At 64.3% G+C, this 16,151-nt stretch carries 17 protein-coding genes; 8 read left to right on the top strand and 9 right to left on the bottom strand.

All coding sequences use genetic code 11. From position 1 onward, the window contains the following. On the bottom strand, window positions 1-918 hold the full coding sequence (locus tag A5906_RS16655) for a LysR family transcriptional regulator (RefSeq protein WP_080136455.1): 918 nt from the start codon (window positions 916-918) through the stop codon (window positions 1-3). A gap of 185 nt (window positions 919-1,103) precedes the next feature. Between A5906_RS16655 and A5906_RS16660 the strand changes: the two genes are divergently transcribed. From A5906_RS16660 to A5906_RS16670, 3 genes are all read left to right on the top strand, one after another. Next, window positions 1,104-2,186: an LLM class flavin-dependent oxidoreductase gene (locus A5906_RS16660; RefSeq protein WP_080136568.1), complete on the top strand. Its 1,083-nt coding sequence runs from the start codon at window positions 1,104-1,106 to the stop codon at window positions 2,184-2,186. Between the two features lie 57 nt (window positions 2,187-2,243). Continuing rightward, a complete protein-coding gene (locus A5906_RS16665) occupies window positions 2,244-2,738 on the top strand; it encodes a flavin reductase family protein (RefSeq protein ID WP_080136456.1) in 495 nt (164 codons plus the stop codon). 189 nt (window positions 2,739-2,927) lie between these two features. Further along, on the top strand, window positions 2,928-3,227 hold the full coding sequence (locus tag A5906_RS16670) for a hypothetical protein (protein ID WP_080136457.1): 300 nt from the start codon (window positions 2,928-2,930) through the stop codon (window positions 3,225-3,227). Between the two features lie 17 nt (window positions 3,228-3,244). On the opposite strand, the gene A5906_RS16675 is transcribed toward A5906_RS16670, so the two are convergent. Both A5906_RS16675 and A5906_RS16680 read right to left on the bottom strand, forming a co-directional pair. Next, entirely contained in the window at window positions 3,245-4,726 is a 1,482-nt protein-coding gene (locus A5906_RS16675) for an aldehyde dehydrogenase family protein (protein WP_080136458.1), read from the bottom strand. A 108-nt stretch (window positions 4,727-4,834) separates the two neighbouring features. Further along, window positions 4,835-5,335 carry an Lrp/AsnC family transcriptional regulator gene (locus A5906_RS16680; protein ID WP_080136459.1) on the bottom strand — a complete coding sequence of 167 codons (501 nt, stop codon included), beginning with the start codon at window positions 5,333-5,335 and terminating at the stop codon, window positions 4,835-4,837. A gap of 125 nt (window positions 5,336-5,460) precedes the next feature. Here A5906_RS16680 and A5906_RS16685 point away from each other — a divergent pair, with 125 nt between their 5' ends. Genes A5906_RS16685 through lpdA form a run of 5 tightly spaced genes read left to right on the top strand, consistent with a single transcriptional unit; the run spans window position 5,461 to window position 10,724 of the window. Beyond that, window positions 5,461-5,781 (top strand): hypothetical protein, encoded by a 321-nt coding sequence (locus tag A5906_RS16685; RefSeq protein ID WP_080136460.1) that lies wholly within the window; start codon window positions 5,461-5,463, stop codon window positions 5,779-5,781. Then, a complete protein-coding gene (locus A5906_RS16690; RefSeq protein WP_080136461.1) occupies window positions 5,778-7,010 on the top strand; it encodes a 3-methyl-2-oxobutanoate dehydrogenase (2-methylpropanoyl-transferring) subunit alpha in 1,233 nt (410 codons plus the stop codon). The genes A5906_RS16685 and A5906_RS16690 overlap by 4 nt, the downstream gene beginning before the upstream one ends. A gap of 3 nt (window positions 7,011-7,013) precedes the next feature. Then, complete coding sequence (locus A5906_RS16695; RefSeq protein WP_080136462.1) at window positions 7,014-8,030, top strand: alpha-ketoacid dehydrogenase subunit beta; 1,017 nt, start codon at window positions 7,014-7,016, stop codon at window positions 8,028-8,030. Then, on the top strand, window positions 8,030-9,313 hold the full coding sequence (locus A5906_RS16700) for a dihydrolipoamide acetyltransferase family protein (RefSeq protein ID WP_080136463.1): 1,284 nt from the start codon (window positions 8,030-8,032) through the stop codon (window positions 9,311-9,313). Before A5906_RS16695 ends, A5906_RS16700 begins: the two co-directional genes overlap by 1 nt. A 13-nt stretch (window positions 9,314-9,326) precedes the next feature. Beyond that, complete coding sequence (gene lpdA / locus A5906_RS16705) at window positions 9,327-10,724, top strand: dihydrolipoyl dehydrogenase (protein ID WP_080136464.1); 1,398 nt, start codon at window positions 9,327-9,329, stop codon at window positions 10,722-10,724. Between the two features lie 21 nt (window positions 10,725-10,745). On the opposite strand, the gene A5906_RS16710 is transcribed toward lpdA, so the two are convergent. The 6 genes from A5906_RS16710 to A5906_RS16740 form a co-directional block, all read right to left on the bottom strand. Next, complete coding sequence (locus tag A5906_RS16710; RefSeq protein ID WP_080136465.1) at window positions 10,746-11,522, bottom strand: LamB/YcsF family protein; 777 nt, start codon at window positions 11,520-11,522, stop codon at window positions 10,746-10,748. Between the two features lie 313 nt (window positions 11,523-11,835). Next, window positions 11,836-12,471, bottom strand: coding sequence for a response regulator (locus tag A5906_RS16720; protein ID WP_080136466.1), 636 nt, complete (start codon window positions 12,469-12,471; stop codon window positions 11,836-11,838). A gap of 167 nt (window positions 12,472-12,638) precedes the next feature. Beyond that, window positions 12,639-13,268 carry a response regulator gene (locus A5906_RS16725; RefSeq protein ID WP_080136467.1) on the bottom strand — a complete coding sequence of 210 codons (630 nt, stop codon included), beginning with the start codon at window positions 13,266-13,268 and terminating at the stop codon, window positions 12,639-12,641. A gap of 66 nt (window positions 13,269-13,334) precedes the next feature. Then, window positions 13,335-14,543, bottom strand: coding sequence for a sensor histidine kinase (locus A5906_RS16730; protein WP_245326756.1), 1,209 nt, complete (start codon window positions 14,541-14,543; stop codon window positions 13,335-13,337). 382 nt (window positions 14,544-14,925) lie between these two features. Next, entirely contained in the window at window positions 14,926-15,174 is a 249-nt protein-coding gene (locus A5906_RS16735) for a hypothetical protein (protein WP_080136468.1), read from the bottom strand. A 14-nt stretch (window positions 15,175-15,188) separates the two neighbouring features. Next, window positions 15,189-16,028 (bottom strand): outer membrane beta-barrel protein, encoded by an 840-nt coding sequence (locus A5906_RS16740; protein WP_080136570.1) that lies wholly within the window; start codon window positions 16,026-16,028, stop codon window positions 15,189-15,191. Window positions 16,029-16,151: the final 123 nt, after the last annotated feature.

Here is a 16,151-nt window from a genome sequence, read left to right on the forward strand (position 1 = left end):
CTACCGCGCCGATCTCTTCACCTGCTTCGGCACGTGCTCCGCCATGTAGTCCACGAACACCCTGATCTTTTCCGGCAGATAGCTGCTCTGGAGAAACGTCGCATACATGCCCTCGTCGAAGGTGGAATTCGTCACCCGGAAGCCCGGCAGCAGGCGAAGCAGGCGCCTGCTCTTCAGCTCCTCTGCCACGGTGTAATCATCCAGCAGGGCGATGCCATGCCCGCCGGCGGCGAGTTCGCAAAGCACCACCCCGTTGTTGCTGCTGAAGGACGACGGCACGACGATCTCGCGCAGCCTGTTCCGGTGCATGAACTTCCAGACCACGTCGTCCGGACCCATCCAGTAGGTCAGGCAATTGTGACGGGTGATGTCCTCCGGTTCGCGCAATTTCGGCATCCGGGCAACATAGTCCGGTGAAGCCACGAGAATCCGCTCGCTCCGCAGCAGCCTTCGCTGCATGAGGGCCGGGTCTTTCGCCGCCTGGATCTGGAAGTCGACGTCGAATTCATCTTCGCGAAGCTGGGGACGCCGCTCGGACAGGCGCAGTTCCACCTTCAATTCCGGATAGAGCTTCTGAAAGCCCGGGATCAGCGGCGACAGCACCTTGATGCCGAACAGCGTCCGCGAGTGCACGCGCAACGTTCCGCGCGGCGCAGTCTGCAGCGAAAGCGCTGCGGCCTCGGCATCCTCGATGCCGTGCAGCACCTGCTCGGTGCGCTGGAAGAAGATCTTGCCGGCATCGGTCAAGCCGAGATGGCGCGTGCTGCGGTTCAGAAGCTGCACGCCGAGCTGCGCCTCGAGCTCGCCGATATAACGCGACACCGACGCCGGCGACAACCCCACGCGGCGCCCGGCGGCCGAGAAGCTGCCCTCACGGACGGCGCTGACGAACAATTCCATGGCCTGGAGGCGGTTCATCGATCTTTTCAGATTTTGCAAAGGACATGATCAGATTACGTCAATTGTTCGAAAATGCTCAAGCCCCTAACGTGATGAGAACGCGTCGCAAGAGCGACCGGCGGATCGCAAATGCGACGGCGTGGATCGCAAGCGCGACCACGTGGATCGCAAGCGCGACCACAACGAGGCGGAGGAAGCAATCGATGGAATTCGGCGTATTCATTCTGGCGCAGCAGCGCGGCTATCATCAGAGCTCGCAGCAGGTGATCAACAACGCCGTCGAGCAGACGGTCGCCGCCGAGCACGCCGGCTTCGATACGGCCTGGTACGCCGAGCACCATTTCAACAATTACAGCCTCTGCCCTTCGCCGCTGATGATGGTCTCGCATTGCGCGGGCCTGACCAAGCGCATCCGCCTCGGTACCGCCGTCTGCGTGCTGCCGCTGTACAATCCGGCACGGCTGCTCGGCGAGATCGGCTTTGCCGACACGGTCTCGAACGGGCGCCTCGATCTCGGCATCGGCTCCGGCTACCAGAAGTTCGAGTTCGACCGCTTCGGCGTCGACCTCGACCATTCGCACGCGCTGTTTGCCGAATTCTACGACGTGCTTCACGCCGGCATAAAAGACCGCATCTTCTCCTATTCGGGTGAGCACCTGAAGATGCCGCCGACCGCCATCGCGGTGCGCTCGGTGCAGAAACCGATGCCGCCGATCTGGGTCACCTCGGGCCACGGCGAGACGCTCGGCCGCGCCATTCGCGACAACCACAATCTGTTCGTCACCGCTCTACTGAACGGCATCGACGCAATCAAGGCACTGCGCGAACGTCTCGAGGGGATCGCAGCCAACGAAGGCCGCTCCATCGACGACACCCGCTTCGGTTTCCTGCGCTGCGCCTATGCCAGCGATAATGACAGCGAGATCCAGTCCTATCTGGACAATGCGCGCTTCCAGCGCCGGCTCTCCGAAAGCCTCAAGTTCCGGCGCGCCCAAAGCGACGACGGCTATCTGATCAAAGAGGAGGCGGGACCGAACGACATGAGCCTGGAGACGATGCGCAGCAATCTGCCCGTCGGCAGCGTCAATCAGGTGATCGACCGCATGCTGGAAGAGATCAGCATTCTCAAGCCGACCCACATCGCGCTGCAGACCCAGCTCGGCGATTTCGATCAGCGCACGATGCTGCGCCAGATCGAATTGTGGGGCACCAAGATCATCCCTGCGATCCGGAAGGAGTTGAAATCCGGCCGCGGCAAGGTCGCGAGCGAAGCGGTTCCGGCATAAGCGCGACCGGCGAGGCGCGAGGTTCGGAGGCAAGTCATGGGATGCCAGACGTCTCAAATGACCGATGTCCGTTCGGTCGAGGCCGCCGAGTTTCGGCTGGCCATGCGCAACCTCGCGAGCGGCGTCGCCATCGTGGCGACGGGAACGCAAACCACACGGCGCGGGCTGACGGTCAGCTCCGTCACCTCGCTGTGCATGGACCCGCCCTGCCTTCTCGTCAGCGTCAACTCAAGCTCCGAAACACACGCCGCTATCCTCGCCAACGGCCGCTTCGGGATCAGTCTCCTCTGCAGCGGGCAGGAGGATCTGGCGCTGCGTTTCGCCGGCGGCGCCAAGGGCATCGACCGCTTCGCCACGGCGCCGTGGGAGCAAGGCACTCTCGACGTGCCGCTGCTGGAACCGGCAATCGGCGCACTGGAATGCGTGCTGCACCACCACCAGGTGGTGGGCACGCACGGTCTCTTCATCGGCAGGATCGTGGCCACCCGCGGCGGCAACGGCGATCCCCTCGTCAACTTCCAGGGCGCGCTGCGCGCGCTGCCCCAAGCCTAAAGCGCGATGAGATTTGGATGAATCGTCATCGCGCTTCATGTTGTTGTCCACGCATGATCCTTCCGGAAAACCGCTTCGCACTTTGCGCTAACGCGGCCCTTCGGGTCCGGATCATTCTTTAGCCACATCCCTGGCGGGGATCCCGGCATCACCACCAGACCGGCCGCGAGCGCAAGAAGGAGCCGCAGCGTGATCATCGAATGCCTGGACGGTGGTGCCGTCCGTCTGACCGAGCCATTCGACTTCAGGAAGTTCAAGCTGATCCTGCGCGTCGATGTCCGCACCGATACACAGAGATGGAACGGCATCACGTTTCTTGACGATCGCGAAGCGCTCGTCTCAATCGATCTGGTCCCGACGCTGCCGGGCCGGCCCGACGATGCAAGCTGGGATCAGGGCTATGCGGTGATGGTGGCCAAGGCCCGCGAGCATGGCTGGATCGATGCCGAGCGAGAGGCAATCCGCGCTCACATCGAACGAGCGCCCTAATCGCAGCCGTCCCAAAGTCAGTCCAGCTTGATCCACACACCCTTCGTCTGCAGGTACTCGTCGAGGTGCTCGTTGCCGCCCTCGCGGCCATAACCGCTCATCTTGTAGCCGCCGAAGGGCATCGCGGGATCGATTGCGTGATAGGTGTTCACCCACACCGACCCTGCACGGAGGCTGCGCGAGATCACGTGGGCCCTGCTGACGTCGCGCGTGAAGACACCTGCCGCGAGCCCGTACGGCGTCGCATTGGCTCTCTCTACGGCCTCGTCGAGAGTATCGAACGGCAGAGCGGAAATAACCGGGCCGAAGATCTCGTCACGGGCGATCTGCATGTCGTCGGAGACATCGGCGAACACGGTCGGCTCGACAAAGTTGCCCTTGGCGAGACTGCCCTCCTTCGCGCGACGGCCGCCGGCCACCACCTTCGCGCCCTCGTCGCGCCCGCTTTGCAGGAAGCCTTCGACCTTATCGAGCTGTCGCTGGGAAACGAGAGGCCCGATCTCTGTCGTCGGATCCGCGCCATCGCCGATCTTCAGCGCTGACGCGAACTTGCCGAGCCGGTCGACCAATTCATCGTGGATCTTGCGCTCCACGAACAGGCGCGAGCCGGCGATGCAGATCTGGCCCGAATTGGCGAACGCGGCCATCGCAGCGATCGGCACGGCCTTGTCGAGGTCGGCATCGGCGCAGACGATGACCGGCGACTTTCCGCCAAGCTCGAGAGACACCCGCTTGAGGTTGCCCGCCGACGCGCGAATGATGGCCTGGCCGGTCGCGGTGGACCCGGTGAAGACGATCTTGTCGACGCCGGGATGTTCGGCCAGAGGCGCGCCGGCCTCCGGCCCGGTCCCGGTCACCACATTGACGACGCCGGGCGGCACGCCGGCCTCGTTCATCAGATCCGCGATCAACAGCGGCGTCAGCGGCGCCTCCTCCGACGGCTTGAGCACGATGGTGCAGCCGGTCGCGAGCGCGGGCCCGATCTTCCAGACCGATGCAGCCGTCGGCGCATTCCACGGGATGATGGCGCCAACCACGCCGATGGGCTCCTTCCGGGTGAACGAGACGATGTCGCCCGGAAGCGAATTGTCCACCGTCTGGCCGTGGAGCGCGGTCGCCATGCCGGCGTAGTACCGCAGCATGCCGATCACGCGGAGCTTGTTCGCCCGCGTCCGCACGATCGGCATTCCCATATCGGCCGTGTCGGACTGGCTGATCTCCTCCCAGTGCTTCTCGAACAGGTCGGCGATCCGCAGGAGCAGCGCCTGCCGCTCGAATGGCTTGAAACGGCTCCACGGTCCCACGAAGGCGCGACGGGCCGCGGCGACCGCGTCGTTGATGTCGGCCGCCTCGCCACGCGGCACGCGACCGATGATTTCGCCGGTCGCGGGGTTACGCGTCTCGAAGACCTTGCCCGAGCGGGCTTCCACCCACGCGCCATCGACGAACATCTTTCGGGTTCGGCCGTCGACCGGAAATCGGATCTCAGCTTTCGTCATCGAAGTACTCCTGTCTCGACAGAGGCGATGGACCGATGCCCCGCCGTAGTTTGTTTTCGCGCTCTCATAACGGTGATTCTTCGCCTCGGGCAGGCGTCAAAGCGGATGTCAGGGCCGCCCGGCCTTGGAGGGATCGATCGAAATCTGGCGCTTCAGGGTGCGCAGGCCGAAGGTCGTTCGCGACTGCCGGATGCCCGGTATCCTGTACAATGCCTGTCGCAGGAAGCGCTCGTAGTGATCGGTGTCTCGCACCACGACCTTGATGAGATAATCGTATTCGCCAGTCACCAGATAGGCTTCCATCACCTCCGGGATACGCGAGAGGGCGGTGCCGAAGCGATCGAGCACCTTGTCGTCGTGCTTGTCCAGCGAGATCTCGACGAAGGCGATGTTGTTGTATCCCAGATTTGCGTGATTGAGCACCGCGACATACTTCTCGATCGCGCCGTTTTCCTCCAGGCGCTTCACCCTGGTCCAGCACGGCGAGCTTGAGAGCCCGACCTGCTCCGCCAGCGCACTCGTCGTCACGCGGCCGTTCTCGCAAAGTGCCGAGAGAATCCGGCGGTCCAACTGATCGAGTTCCTCGACGGGGCTGCGCTTGGCGGGCATCGGTTGATCCTTCTGTCTTTCTGCAGCCTAGCGGGACAATCTTCCGGGATTTCGGCCATTCCGCCAGATTTTTGGGAAATCTTCGCGAATGAAGAGATTATCATTGTGCCGCGAGAGAACGTGACATGCAACCTGAACAACGCCGATCCGTCAGCGTGACCGCCACCACGTCCGACCCCTTTGACGGCATCGTTCGGCTTGTCCTCGACGCCGCACGTTTCGGCTTCGGCCTCGACCAGGTCGCTATGACCACGCACCCCGACGGGAACCGAACCATACGGATGGTTCTTGAAGTCCAGCCGTCGGCCGACTGCGCGGACCTTGCGGACCGGTTGTCACGGCATCCGGCGATCATGGACCTTCGCATCGCGGAGCTTTCGCGCGAACAGTCCGATCAACCGGGTGTTGCCGCCTCACACCCCGCAAACGAGCGGATGCTCCCATGACCAGCCCCACGCCACTTCACTTCCACGTTCCGGAGCCTGCAAGCCGGCCGGGAGGCAAGCCGGATTTCTCGGGCGTCTCGATTCCGAAGGCCGGCTCGGTCCGGCGTCCGCCGGTCGATGTGCCGCCCGAAGAGATTCGTGATCTCGCCTATTCGATCATCCGCGTGCTCAATCACGAAGGCCGGGCGATCGGGCCATGGGTGCCGGACCTCTCGCAGGATGAGCTGGTCGCCGGCCTGCGCCACATGATGACCCTGCGTACCTTCGACGCGCGCATGCAGATGGCGCAACGTCAGGGCAAGACATCCTTCTACATGCAGCACACCGGCGAGGAGGCGGTGAGCTGCGCGTTCCGCATCGCGCTCGGTCCAGACGACATGAACTTCCCGACCTACCGTCAGGCCGGCCTGCTGATCGCCCATGACTATCCGCTGGTCGACATGATGTGCCAGATCTATTCCAACGCGAACGACCCGATGAAGGGACGTCAGCTTCCGGTGTTCTACTCGTCCCGGAAGCACGGCTTCTTCTCGATCTCCGGCAATCTCGCCACCCAGTTCGTTCAGGCCGTCGGCTGGGCGATGGCCTCGGCGATCAAGGGCGACAACCGTATCGCCGCGGCCTGGATCGGCGACGGCTCGACGGCCGAGTCCGATTTCCATGCCGCTCTCGTGTTCGCCTCGACCTACAAGGCTCCCGTCGTCCTCAACGTCGTCAACAATCAATGGGCGATCTCGACCTTCCAGGGCATTGCGCGCGGCGGCTCCGGCACCTTCGCTGCGCGCGGCCTCGGCTTCGGTATCCCGGCGCTCAGGGTCGACGGCAACGACTATCTTGCGACCTATGCGGTGGCGAAATGGGCGATCGAGCGCGCCCGGCTCAACCTCGGGCCGACGCTGATCGAATACGTCACGTACCGTGCCGGCGCGCATTCGACCTCGGATGATCCATCCGCCTACCGGCCGAAGCACGAGTCCGAGGAGTGGCCGCTGGGTGATCCCGTGATCCGGCTCAAGCAGCATCTGATCACAGCGGGGGCCTGGTCTGAGGAGCGCCACAAGCAGGCCGAGGCCGAGATCCTCGCCGATGTCATCGCCGCGCAGAAGGAGGCCGAGAGCTTCGGCACGCTGCATTCGGGCAGCAAGCCCTCGGCCCGCGACATCTTCGAGGACGTCTATGCCGAGCTGCCGCCGCACCTGCGGCGCCAGCGCCAGCAGATCGGGGTCTGAGCCATGCCGCGCATGACGATGATCGAGGCAATTCGCTCGGCGCTCGACGTCTCGATGGGGCGCAACGACGACGTCGTGGTCTATGGCGAGGACGTCGGCTTTTTCGGCGGCGTGTTCCGCTGCACGCAGGGCCTGCAGCAGAAATACGGTGTCTCGCGCTGTTTCGACGCGCCGATCAGCGAATGCGGCATCGTCGGCACCGCGATCGGCATGGCCGCCTACGGCTTGCGCCCCTGCGTCGAGCTTCAGTTCGCCGACTACATGTATCCGGCTTATGACCAGATCGTCTCGGAGGCAGCGCGCCTGCGCTATCGTTCGGCCGGCGACTTCACCTGTCCGCTGGTCATCCGCATGCCGACCGGCGGCGGTATTTTCGGCGGGCAGACCCACAGCCAGAGTCCCGAGGCGCTGTTCACGCATGTCGCGGGACTGAAGACCGTGGTGCCGTCCAATCCCCATGACGCGAAGGGCCTGCTGATCGCGGCCATCGAGGATCCGGATCCCGTCATCTTTCTGGAGCCGAAGCGGCTCTACAACGGCCCGTTCGACGGTCATCACGATCGCCCGGTCACCGCCTGGGCGAGGCATGAGCTCTCAGAAGTGCCGGAAGGACACTATACCACGCCCCTCGGCAAGGCCGTGACGCGACGCGCCGGCGAGGCTGTCACCATCCTCGCCTATGGCACGATGGTTCATGTCGCCCTCGCCGCTGTCGAGGAGACCGGGGTCGACGCCGAGGTGATCGACCTGCGCACCCTGCTTCCGCTCGATCTCGAGACGATCGCCGCTTCGGTCGCCAGGACGGGCCGCTGCATCGTGCTGCACGAGGCAACCCTGACCTCCGGCTTCGGCGCGGAGCTCACGGCGCTGGTGCAGGAGCACTGCTTCTATCATCTCGAAGCGCCGGTGATGCGCGTCACCGGCTGGGACACGCCCTACCCGCATGCGCAAGAATGGGACTATTTCCCCGGCCCTGTCAGGCTCGGGCAGGCGCTGCGCGACATCGTGGAGGCGAGCTGATGGGCGAGCGCAGCGTCAAGCTTCCGGATATCGGCGAAGGCATCGCCGAAGCCGAGCTGGTCGAATGGCACGTCAAGATGGGCGACCTCGTTCGCGAGGACGATTTGCTTGCCACCGTGATGACCGACAAGGCTTCGGTCGAAATTCCCTCGCCGCTCGCGGGCGAGATCAGCTGGATCGGCGCCCAGATCGGTGAAGCGGTCGCGATCGGCTCGACGCTCGTGAAGCTCAAGGTGGCCGGCGACGATGCCTCGGAGCCGTCAGACGAGGCGCCGACGAAAGACGTCGCGGCACCGTCGGCCGTAACGAAGGCCGAAGCCCCGGATGCCCGGCCTGCGCCCGCCGCCCGCGTTGCCCCCGCGGCGATCGAAGCCAGGCCGGCGCCCACGTCTGCGGTCCGCCGCGTGCCGGGCGAGAAGCCGCTGGCCTCGCCCGCGATACGCCTCAAGGCGCGCGAGGCCGGCATCGACCTGCGCCAGGTCCACGGTACGGGCCCCGCCGGACGCATCACCCATGAGGACATCGACGCCTTCCTGGCACGTGGACCGGCCCCGGTCCACGGTCGCGGCATGGCCCCGAAGACGGCCGTCACCGACATAAAGGTGGTGGGCCTGCGCCGCCGCATTGGCGAGAAGATGGCGCTGTCGAAGTCGCGCATCCCGCACATCACCATCATCGAGGAGGTCAACGTCTCCCCGCTGGAGGAACTGCGCGCGACGCTGAACAAAAAGCCGACGCCGGAACAGCCCAAGCTGACGCTGCTGCCGTTCCTGATGCGCGCCATGGCGAAGGCGCTCGCCGAACAACCCGCGCTCAACGCGCTCTATGACGACGAGGCCGGCATCGTGCATCAGCATGCCGGCATCCATATCGGCATTGCGACCCAGACCCCGTCGGGCCTCGTCGTGCCCGTGGTGAAGCATGTGGAAGCGCGCGACTTGCGGGACTGCAGCAGCGAGCTGAACCGCCTCGCGCAGCGCGCCCGCGAGGGCACCGCGACGCGCGAGGAACTGACCGGCTCGACCATCACCATCACCTCGCTCGGCGCGCTCGGCGGCCTTGCGACCACCCCGGTGATCAACCACCCCGAGGTTGCCATTGTAGGCGTCAACAAGATCGCGGTGCGTCCGCTCTGGGACGGCGCGCAGTTCGTGCCATGCAAGATGATGAACCTCTCCTCCAGCTTCGACCACCGCGTCATCGACGGATGGGACGCCGCCATCTTCGTGCAGAGGCTCAAGGAGCTGCTGGAGAATCCGGCGACGATCTTCGTCGATCCCTGAGGCGGAAGAAGCAATGACCGAGATCACTTGTCAGCTTGTCGTTATCGGTGGCGGCCCCGGCGGCTATGTGTGCGCGATCCGCGCCGGCCAGCTCGGCCTCGACACCGTCCTGGTCGAACGCGGCAAGCTGGGCGGAAGCTGTCTCAATGTCGGCTGCATTCCCTCGAAGGCGATGATTCACGTTGCCGAGGAATTCGAGAAGCTGACCGAGGCGGCGAAAGGCAAGACGCCGTTCGGCCTGACCGCGGCAGCGCCCGCGCTGGACTTCAAGCAGGCGGTCGCCTGGAAGGACGGTATCGTCCAGCGGCTGAACAACGGCGTCGCCGCGCTGCTGCGCAAGGCCAAGGTCAAGATCGTTCAGGGCCATGCTCGCTTCCGCGACGGCAAGACGATCGTCGTCGAGACCGAGACCGGTCCGAAGACGATCAAGGCCGAGACAGTGGTGATCGCGACCGGCTCGGCACCCGTCGAGCTGCCGTCGCTGCCGTTCGGCGGCAGGGTCATCTCCTCGACCGGCGCGCTCTCGCTCGCAGAAGCGCCAAGATCCCTTGTCGTCGTCGGCGGCGGCTATATCGGGCTCGAGCTCGGGACGGCCTTCGCCAAGCTGGGGAGCAAGGTGTCCGTGGTGGAGGCGCAGGAGAACATCCTGCCGCTCTACGATGCCGAATTGACCGCTCCGATCACAAGACGCCTGAGCGCGCTCGGCGTCGAGGTGCTGACCGGCGCAAAGGCGCTCGGCCCGACCGCACAGGGCGACGGATTGCGCGTCGAGACCGCAGACGGCCGGGAGCGCAGCCTGCCGGCCGACAAGATCCTCGTCACGGTCGGGCGCGCACCTGTTACCGCCACATTGGGACTGGAGCAACTCGTGCTCGACATGGACGGCCCCTTCATCCGGATCGGCCAGCATTGCGAGACCTCGATGCGCGGCATCTATGCGATCGGCGACGTCACGGGCGAGCCGATGCTGGCCCATCGCGCCATGGCGCAGGGCGAGATGGTGGCGGAGATCGCCGCCGGCATGCCACGCGCATGGGACAAGCAGTGCATCCCGGCGATCTGCTTCACCGATCCCGAGATCGTCTCCGCCGGCTTGTCACCGGACGAGGCCCGCCGAGTTGGTATCGAGATCAAGGTTGGACAGTTTCCGTTCGCAGCCAACGGCCGCGCGATGACGCGCCATGGCGAGCCCGGCTTTGTGCGCGTCGTCGCCCGGGCCGACAATCAGCGCGTCCTTGGTATCCAAGCTGTTGGACAGGGCGTCTCGGAGCTTTCTGCCGCCTTTGGCCTTGCGATCGAGATGGGCGCGGTCTTGCAGGACATCGCCGGCACGATCCACGCCCATCCCACGCTGGGCGAAGCCATCCAGGAGGCCGCCTTCAAGGCGCTAGGCCACGCTATCCACGTCTAGACCCGTCCGGCTCGCGGACGATCATGCACTGATGACCTCAGCCATCGGCGCCAGCGTGACACCCGCCGCGGCAAGGCGCGCCTTCAGGCGTTGCGCCATCGCGACCGCGCCGGGCGTATCACCGTGGACACAGACACTGTCGATGCGGGTCGGCAATCGCACTCCCGAGAGGCACGTGATCGCACGGTCCTCGATCATGCGAATGACCCTTTCGGAGGCGACCTCGGCGTCATGAATCACGGCTCCGGCGAGGCGGCGCGACACCAGATTGCCGTTGTCCGCATAAGCGCGATCGGCATAGATCTCGCGCACCAGCGGCAGGCCGAATTTCTCGCCGGCCCGCTCAGTCTCCTGACCGGGCATCACCACGAAGATCAGGTTGCGGTCGATGGTGCGGATCGCGCGCGCGACGGCTTCGGCGAGATCGCGATCTTCCGCGGCGATGTTGCCGAGCGCGCCGTGGGTCTTGACGTGGCGGACGGTGTGACCGGCGTCGGACGCCAGCGCCATCAGTGCGCCCACCTGGTAGAGCACGATCTTCTCGATGTCGGCGGGGCGCTCGCCCTGGATCGGCCTGCGGCCAAAACCCCAGAGATCGAGAAAGCCGGGATGCGCACCAGCCTGTACGCCATTGGCCTTCGCTTCGCTCAAGGTGCGATGCATGACGAGCGGATCGCCGGCATGAAAGCCGCAGGCGATGTTGGCGGAGGTGACGGTCCGCAGCATCTCGGCGTCATCGCCGAGCGTATAGACGCCGAAACCCTCGCCCATGTCGCAGTTCATATCGATCAGAGCCATCGTCGTCCTCATTTGGCGTGCAGGTTCGATATACCCATGATAAGCGGTGTGCGTCACGACAAATTCGGCCCGCAAGCTTGCATGGGGCGTTGATGCTTTTCGAACGCATGCATGGCTGCAACACCCTCGCGACGGCATGAACGGGCATGTTGAATGAATGATGCACTCTACGCGGTGCCGCGATTCCGCCGGTCCGGAGATGCTGTGCTGGCGGTCGAGGTCGGCGGCGGCATCGACGCCGCTGTCAACGCGCGTCCTCGATCTCGACCGTGCGCTGACGGAGCGTGCCGCGCGGCGTCCGACCACAGGGCGTTCAGGGCGAGACCAGCTTCTTGCGCACGGCGTAGCGCACGAGCTCGGCGGTGGAAGACATCCTGAGCTTGCGCATGGCGGAGGCGCGATGGGTCTCGACCGTCTTCACGCTCAGATTCAGGATCGCGCTGATCGACCTGTTGGTGTTCCCTTCCGCGATCAGCTGAACCACGCTCTGCTCGCGTGATGTCAGCAGCATGTCGGCCCGGTTCTGCTTGTTCGCCTGGTATTCGTGAAGCAGCTTCTCCAGAAGGACGCTGGTGAAGTAGGGCCTGCCGTCGAGCAAGGCTTCGATGGCGGAAATCAGGTGCTTGCGGGCGTCGGACTTGAACAGGAAACCGCGAATGCCGGCCAGGATCGCCTCTGTCAGGAGTTCCTCGCTTTCGTGCATGGTCAGGATCAGCACCTCGGTTCGCACATGCAGCGTCCTGAGGCGACGGCTGACCTCCAGGCCGTTCATGATCGGCATGGAGTAATCGACAATAACGATGTCCGGTCGGGTTTCGAGCGCCAGCGCGACCGCCTGTTCGCCGTTGGTGGCCTCTCCGCTCACGATCCAGTCGGAACGCGCTCCAACGATCGCGCGAAGGCCGGAACGCACGATTTCATGATCATCCGCAATCAAGATGCGTTTCACGACGTCGTTCCCGTTTGCCGGCCCTATCCGACCGGGCGGACAACGGCAGTGACCGGCCGTAATGTCACGCGATCATACGGCGCCCTGCGGCAAGCGTTATCCAACAAAACCCTGAGACGTCCCGGCGAAGGTACTGACGCCTCGGGTCGGCCCGCCAACGTCACCGTTCAGGCCTCGACCAGCCCGGTCCGCACCGCGTATCGGACGAGGCCCGCCGTCGAGTTCACATCGAGCTTGCGCATCGCAGCCGCCCGGTGCGCCTCGGTTGTCTTGACGCTGAGATTGAGGATCGCGCTGATGCCCTTGTTGCTGTAGCCTTCGGCAACCAGTTTGACCACGAGCTGCTCGCGCGCCGTCAGTTCGTGATGCCGCTCACCGTCGGCGTCCGCCCCGCGATCGAATTCCGTCGTGCAGGCCGCGGTGCAGAACGGCCTGTGCAGCAGCAATGCCTCGACCGCCGCAACCAGCAGCTTGTTGGCGTCAGACTTCACCAGGAACGCACGCGCGCCGGCTTCGAACGCCTGCTGTGCGATCACGCCCGAATTGTGCACGGTGAAGATCAGGACCTCCGTCTGCAGCGGATACTCCCGGATCCGCCGCGCCGCCTCGACGCCGGTCATGCGCGGCATCGAGAAATCGAGAATGGCGACGTGGGGGTGGCTCTCGATCGCCGCAGCGACCGCCTTGCCGCCGTCAGTGACCTCAGCGACCACTTCCCAATCCGCCCGCTGTTCGAGCACCGCTCGCAGACCAGACCGCACCGCTTCGTGATCGTCGGCTATGAGAATTCGTTTCATGGCAGCACGCTCCAAGTCCTTCACGGCAGTTCGGCCGCACTTCCACTTCCGGCCTGCCGCCGCGGGCTAGTGTTCTTTCGCTGATCGTGTGCCTGCATCAGTCCTCGCGATGCTCGTGGCTCTTCGCCGGTTCCGCCTATTCGCGGCGAGACAATGAGGAAACACCGCGCATAAGACGGTACCGGAATGCGGCGCTATCCGATTGGACTTGATGTCGAGCGTACCTCCGATCTCATGCAGTCTCGCCCGCATCGCGGGGATTCCGACCCCGATCGATCCCTCCTTGCGGCCGCGCCCCCCAATCTCGGGAAGACCGCGTCCATTGTCGCTGATCGTCAGCAGGAAGCGGCCGTCGGCAACGTCGATGACGATGGCCACCTCCGTCGCCTTTGCATGACGGAAGACGTTCGTGAGAGCTTCCTGAACGACGCGCAGCAGGGAGCGCTTCGTTTCATACGGCAGCCGATCCACATCCGGCACGATCCTCACGGTCGCCCGCAACGAGGTGCGCTCGACAAATCCTTCCGCGTATCGCTCGATCGTGGCCTTTAATCCCTCACCTGCCAGATTGCGCGGATGCAGGAGATAGGCAAAGGCGCGGAGCTCGCGGAGGGCTTCATCGATCGACGAATCGATGTCGTCACAGAGCCGCTCGGCCGAGGGTACGTCTGCGAGATTGCTCCGCATCCGCATCAGGCCGAGGCTGGCGGCGACCAGATGCTGACAGGTCGAATCATGCAGATCAGCAGCGATCCGCTGCTGGATGCCCTCCTGAATGGAGAGCAGGTCGACGTTGACATCGAGCCCGTCGACGCATGTGGCGATCTGCTCGAAAGGAGCCGCGCGCAGCTCGCGGTGGCTGCCGACCAGCCGGACCACACCGCCGTCCACGATCGGCGTGACCGTCGTGTCCATCGGACGCGTCGATCCGCCAAGCGCAAGCCGCTGGCGAATCCTGACCTCCGCTCCCTCCGCCAGCCCTGCCCGAAACGCCTCGCAGACGGTCCTTGCGTCGTCCGCCCCCAGGCAATCGAAGATGTCCATGTCGCTGACGTCTTCCGATGATACGCCGAGTTGGGCTTCGAATGCCGGGTTGATACCTTCATAAGCAAAGCGTCCGCGGAGGGTCGCGCGCGCGGCGAACAGAAGATCCGCCGAAGACATCCAATAGAGTCCGTCGATGGAGTCTTGCGAACCTATGCGCAGCCAGCTCTTCTCCAGACCGCCTCGATTCGACTCACTGTCGGGGAAACCATGTAGCTTCACGGTACGCACCCACTGTGTTCCGGCGATGCCGATATTGGCGATGATATCGCAGGTCCCCTCCCCGCCCCACCGCCGAGACGTGCGCCACCACGATCCGGAAGACGCACGCCACTACGGCCCACCGATCATACACCTCGCGGCGCGCCCACACCATAAGGTAGTATTGCTGCTGCATTGAAATCTCGAACTCGTGAGGCGTGCTTTCCGCGGCGCCGATATGCAGTTTGTGCCACGCCCGTGACGTCAAATCCGATGCAAGAGAGATTCAAAATCAATGTGGATGGTCGCGAGGGTGCGGCAACGTGGTTGTACCGATAAGCAGCAGCACGCCTGCCACAATTCACCAGCACCAATCCCGGCACGCGCCGGCCCGTCACGATGCGCGACCAGCCTAGCGGCTGCTGCTGGTGCCCGACTTCTTCTTCCTCGCTGTCGTCGCCTTCGGTGCAGGGCGGGGCGGCGCAATATCGAGGGGGTGCGACGGCTGCTGCAGACGGTGCGTTGCGGCATCGTCCCGAAGCGCATCGGTATCGAGACGCTGGGCTCGATCCACAGCATCGCGCGGATCGGCGAGCGCGACCGATGCCGCCAGACTTCCGGCGACGATGCAGGTCAGCGTCAGCAGACGTCTTGCGGGCATTTTTCAGGCCTCACTCAAAAGGCGAAATCCAGGCGCGGGCCGACGCGAACGTCCCTGTATCGCCGCAGCGGCACGTTCGACGTTCGCGCTTCGTATAGCACGGTGGTCGTGAGCGACACATTGCTCGCGAAATTATACTTCAGTCCCAGATCAACCGAATAGATCTGATCCTGACGGCCGGTATTGAGCCCATCGGTGAACCAAAAAGCCTCGAACAGCGGTGTGCTCACGACCGACCATCTGGGATCGAGCTTGACCTCGATGCCGAGGACGGCGTCAAAGCGCCAGCGGCGCGCTTCTGCAAGGTCCGAGAACCGATAAGTCAGCAGCAGCAGCGGCGAGAAAGTCGCTCTGCCAACGCCGAAATCGCGCGCCACCGAACCCATTACATCATGGGACGTGAATGCGAGGTCGCGGTAAACGCCGTCGAAATCGTATCGGTTTTCATAGATGGCCGAGAAGCGCCAGCCGTTCCAGTTCTCGGTCAGGCGCGCGCCCATGCGCGCCACGGCGAAGTTGCCGTCCTTCTCCCGCGAAAAGGCTTCGTACTGGGCCCGCGCATAGAGCCGGTAGGACAGGTCGTTGGTAAGGTTCCCATCGAGCCTGACACTGACGTCAGGCTCGTAATAGATGTCCGACTTGCGATTGTCGCGGGTGAAGAGCGCGTTGTCGGTGAAGGTCGGCGAAACGGAACCGACGACACTCCAGGATGGTGCGGAATAGTAGGGCACAGCGGCAACCGGGCTCGTCTTGAACTCGTTGAGATCAAGGTCCGACGCCCCGGCCGTGCCAGCACTCAGCAAGCCGAGGACGGGCAGGCCGACGATCGGCAGGACAAATCCAGAGCTTCGCATGGCGGCCACCCCCGATGCTGCTGCGCAGACCGCTTCGGCGTCACGCTGCGCAATGATTGTGGCGTGTTAATGTCACGATTTTAAATCACTGGTTGATACAACCAACCGGCGTTGGCACAAGCC

The sequence above is a fragment of the Bradyrhizobium sacchari genome (genome assembly GCF_002068095.1).
Classification (GTDB): domain Bacteria; phylum Pseudomonadota; class Alphaproteobacteria; order Rhizobiales; family Xanthobacteraceae; genus Bradyrhizobium; species Bradyrhizobium sacchari.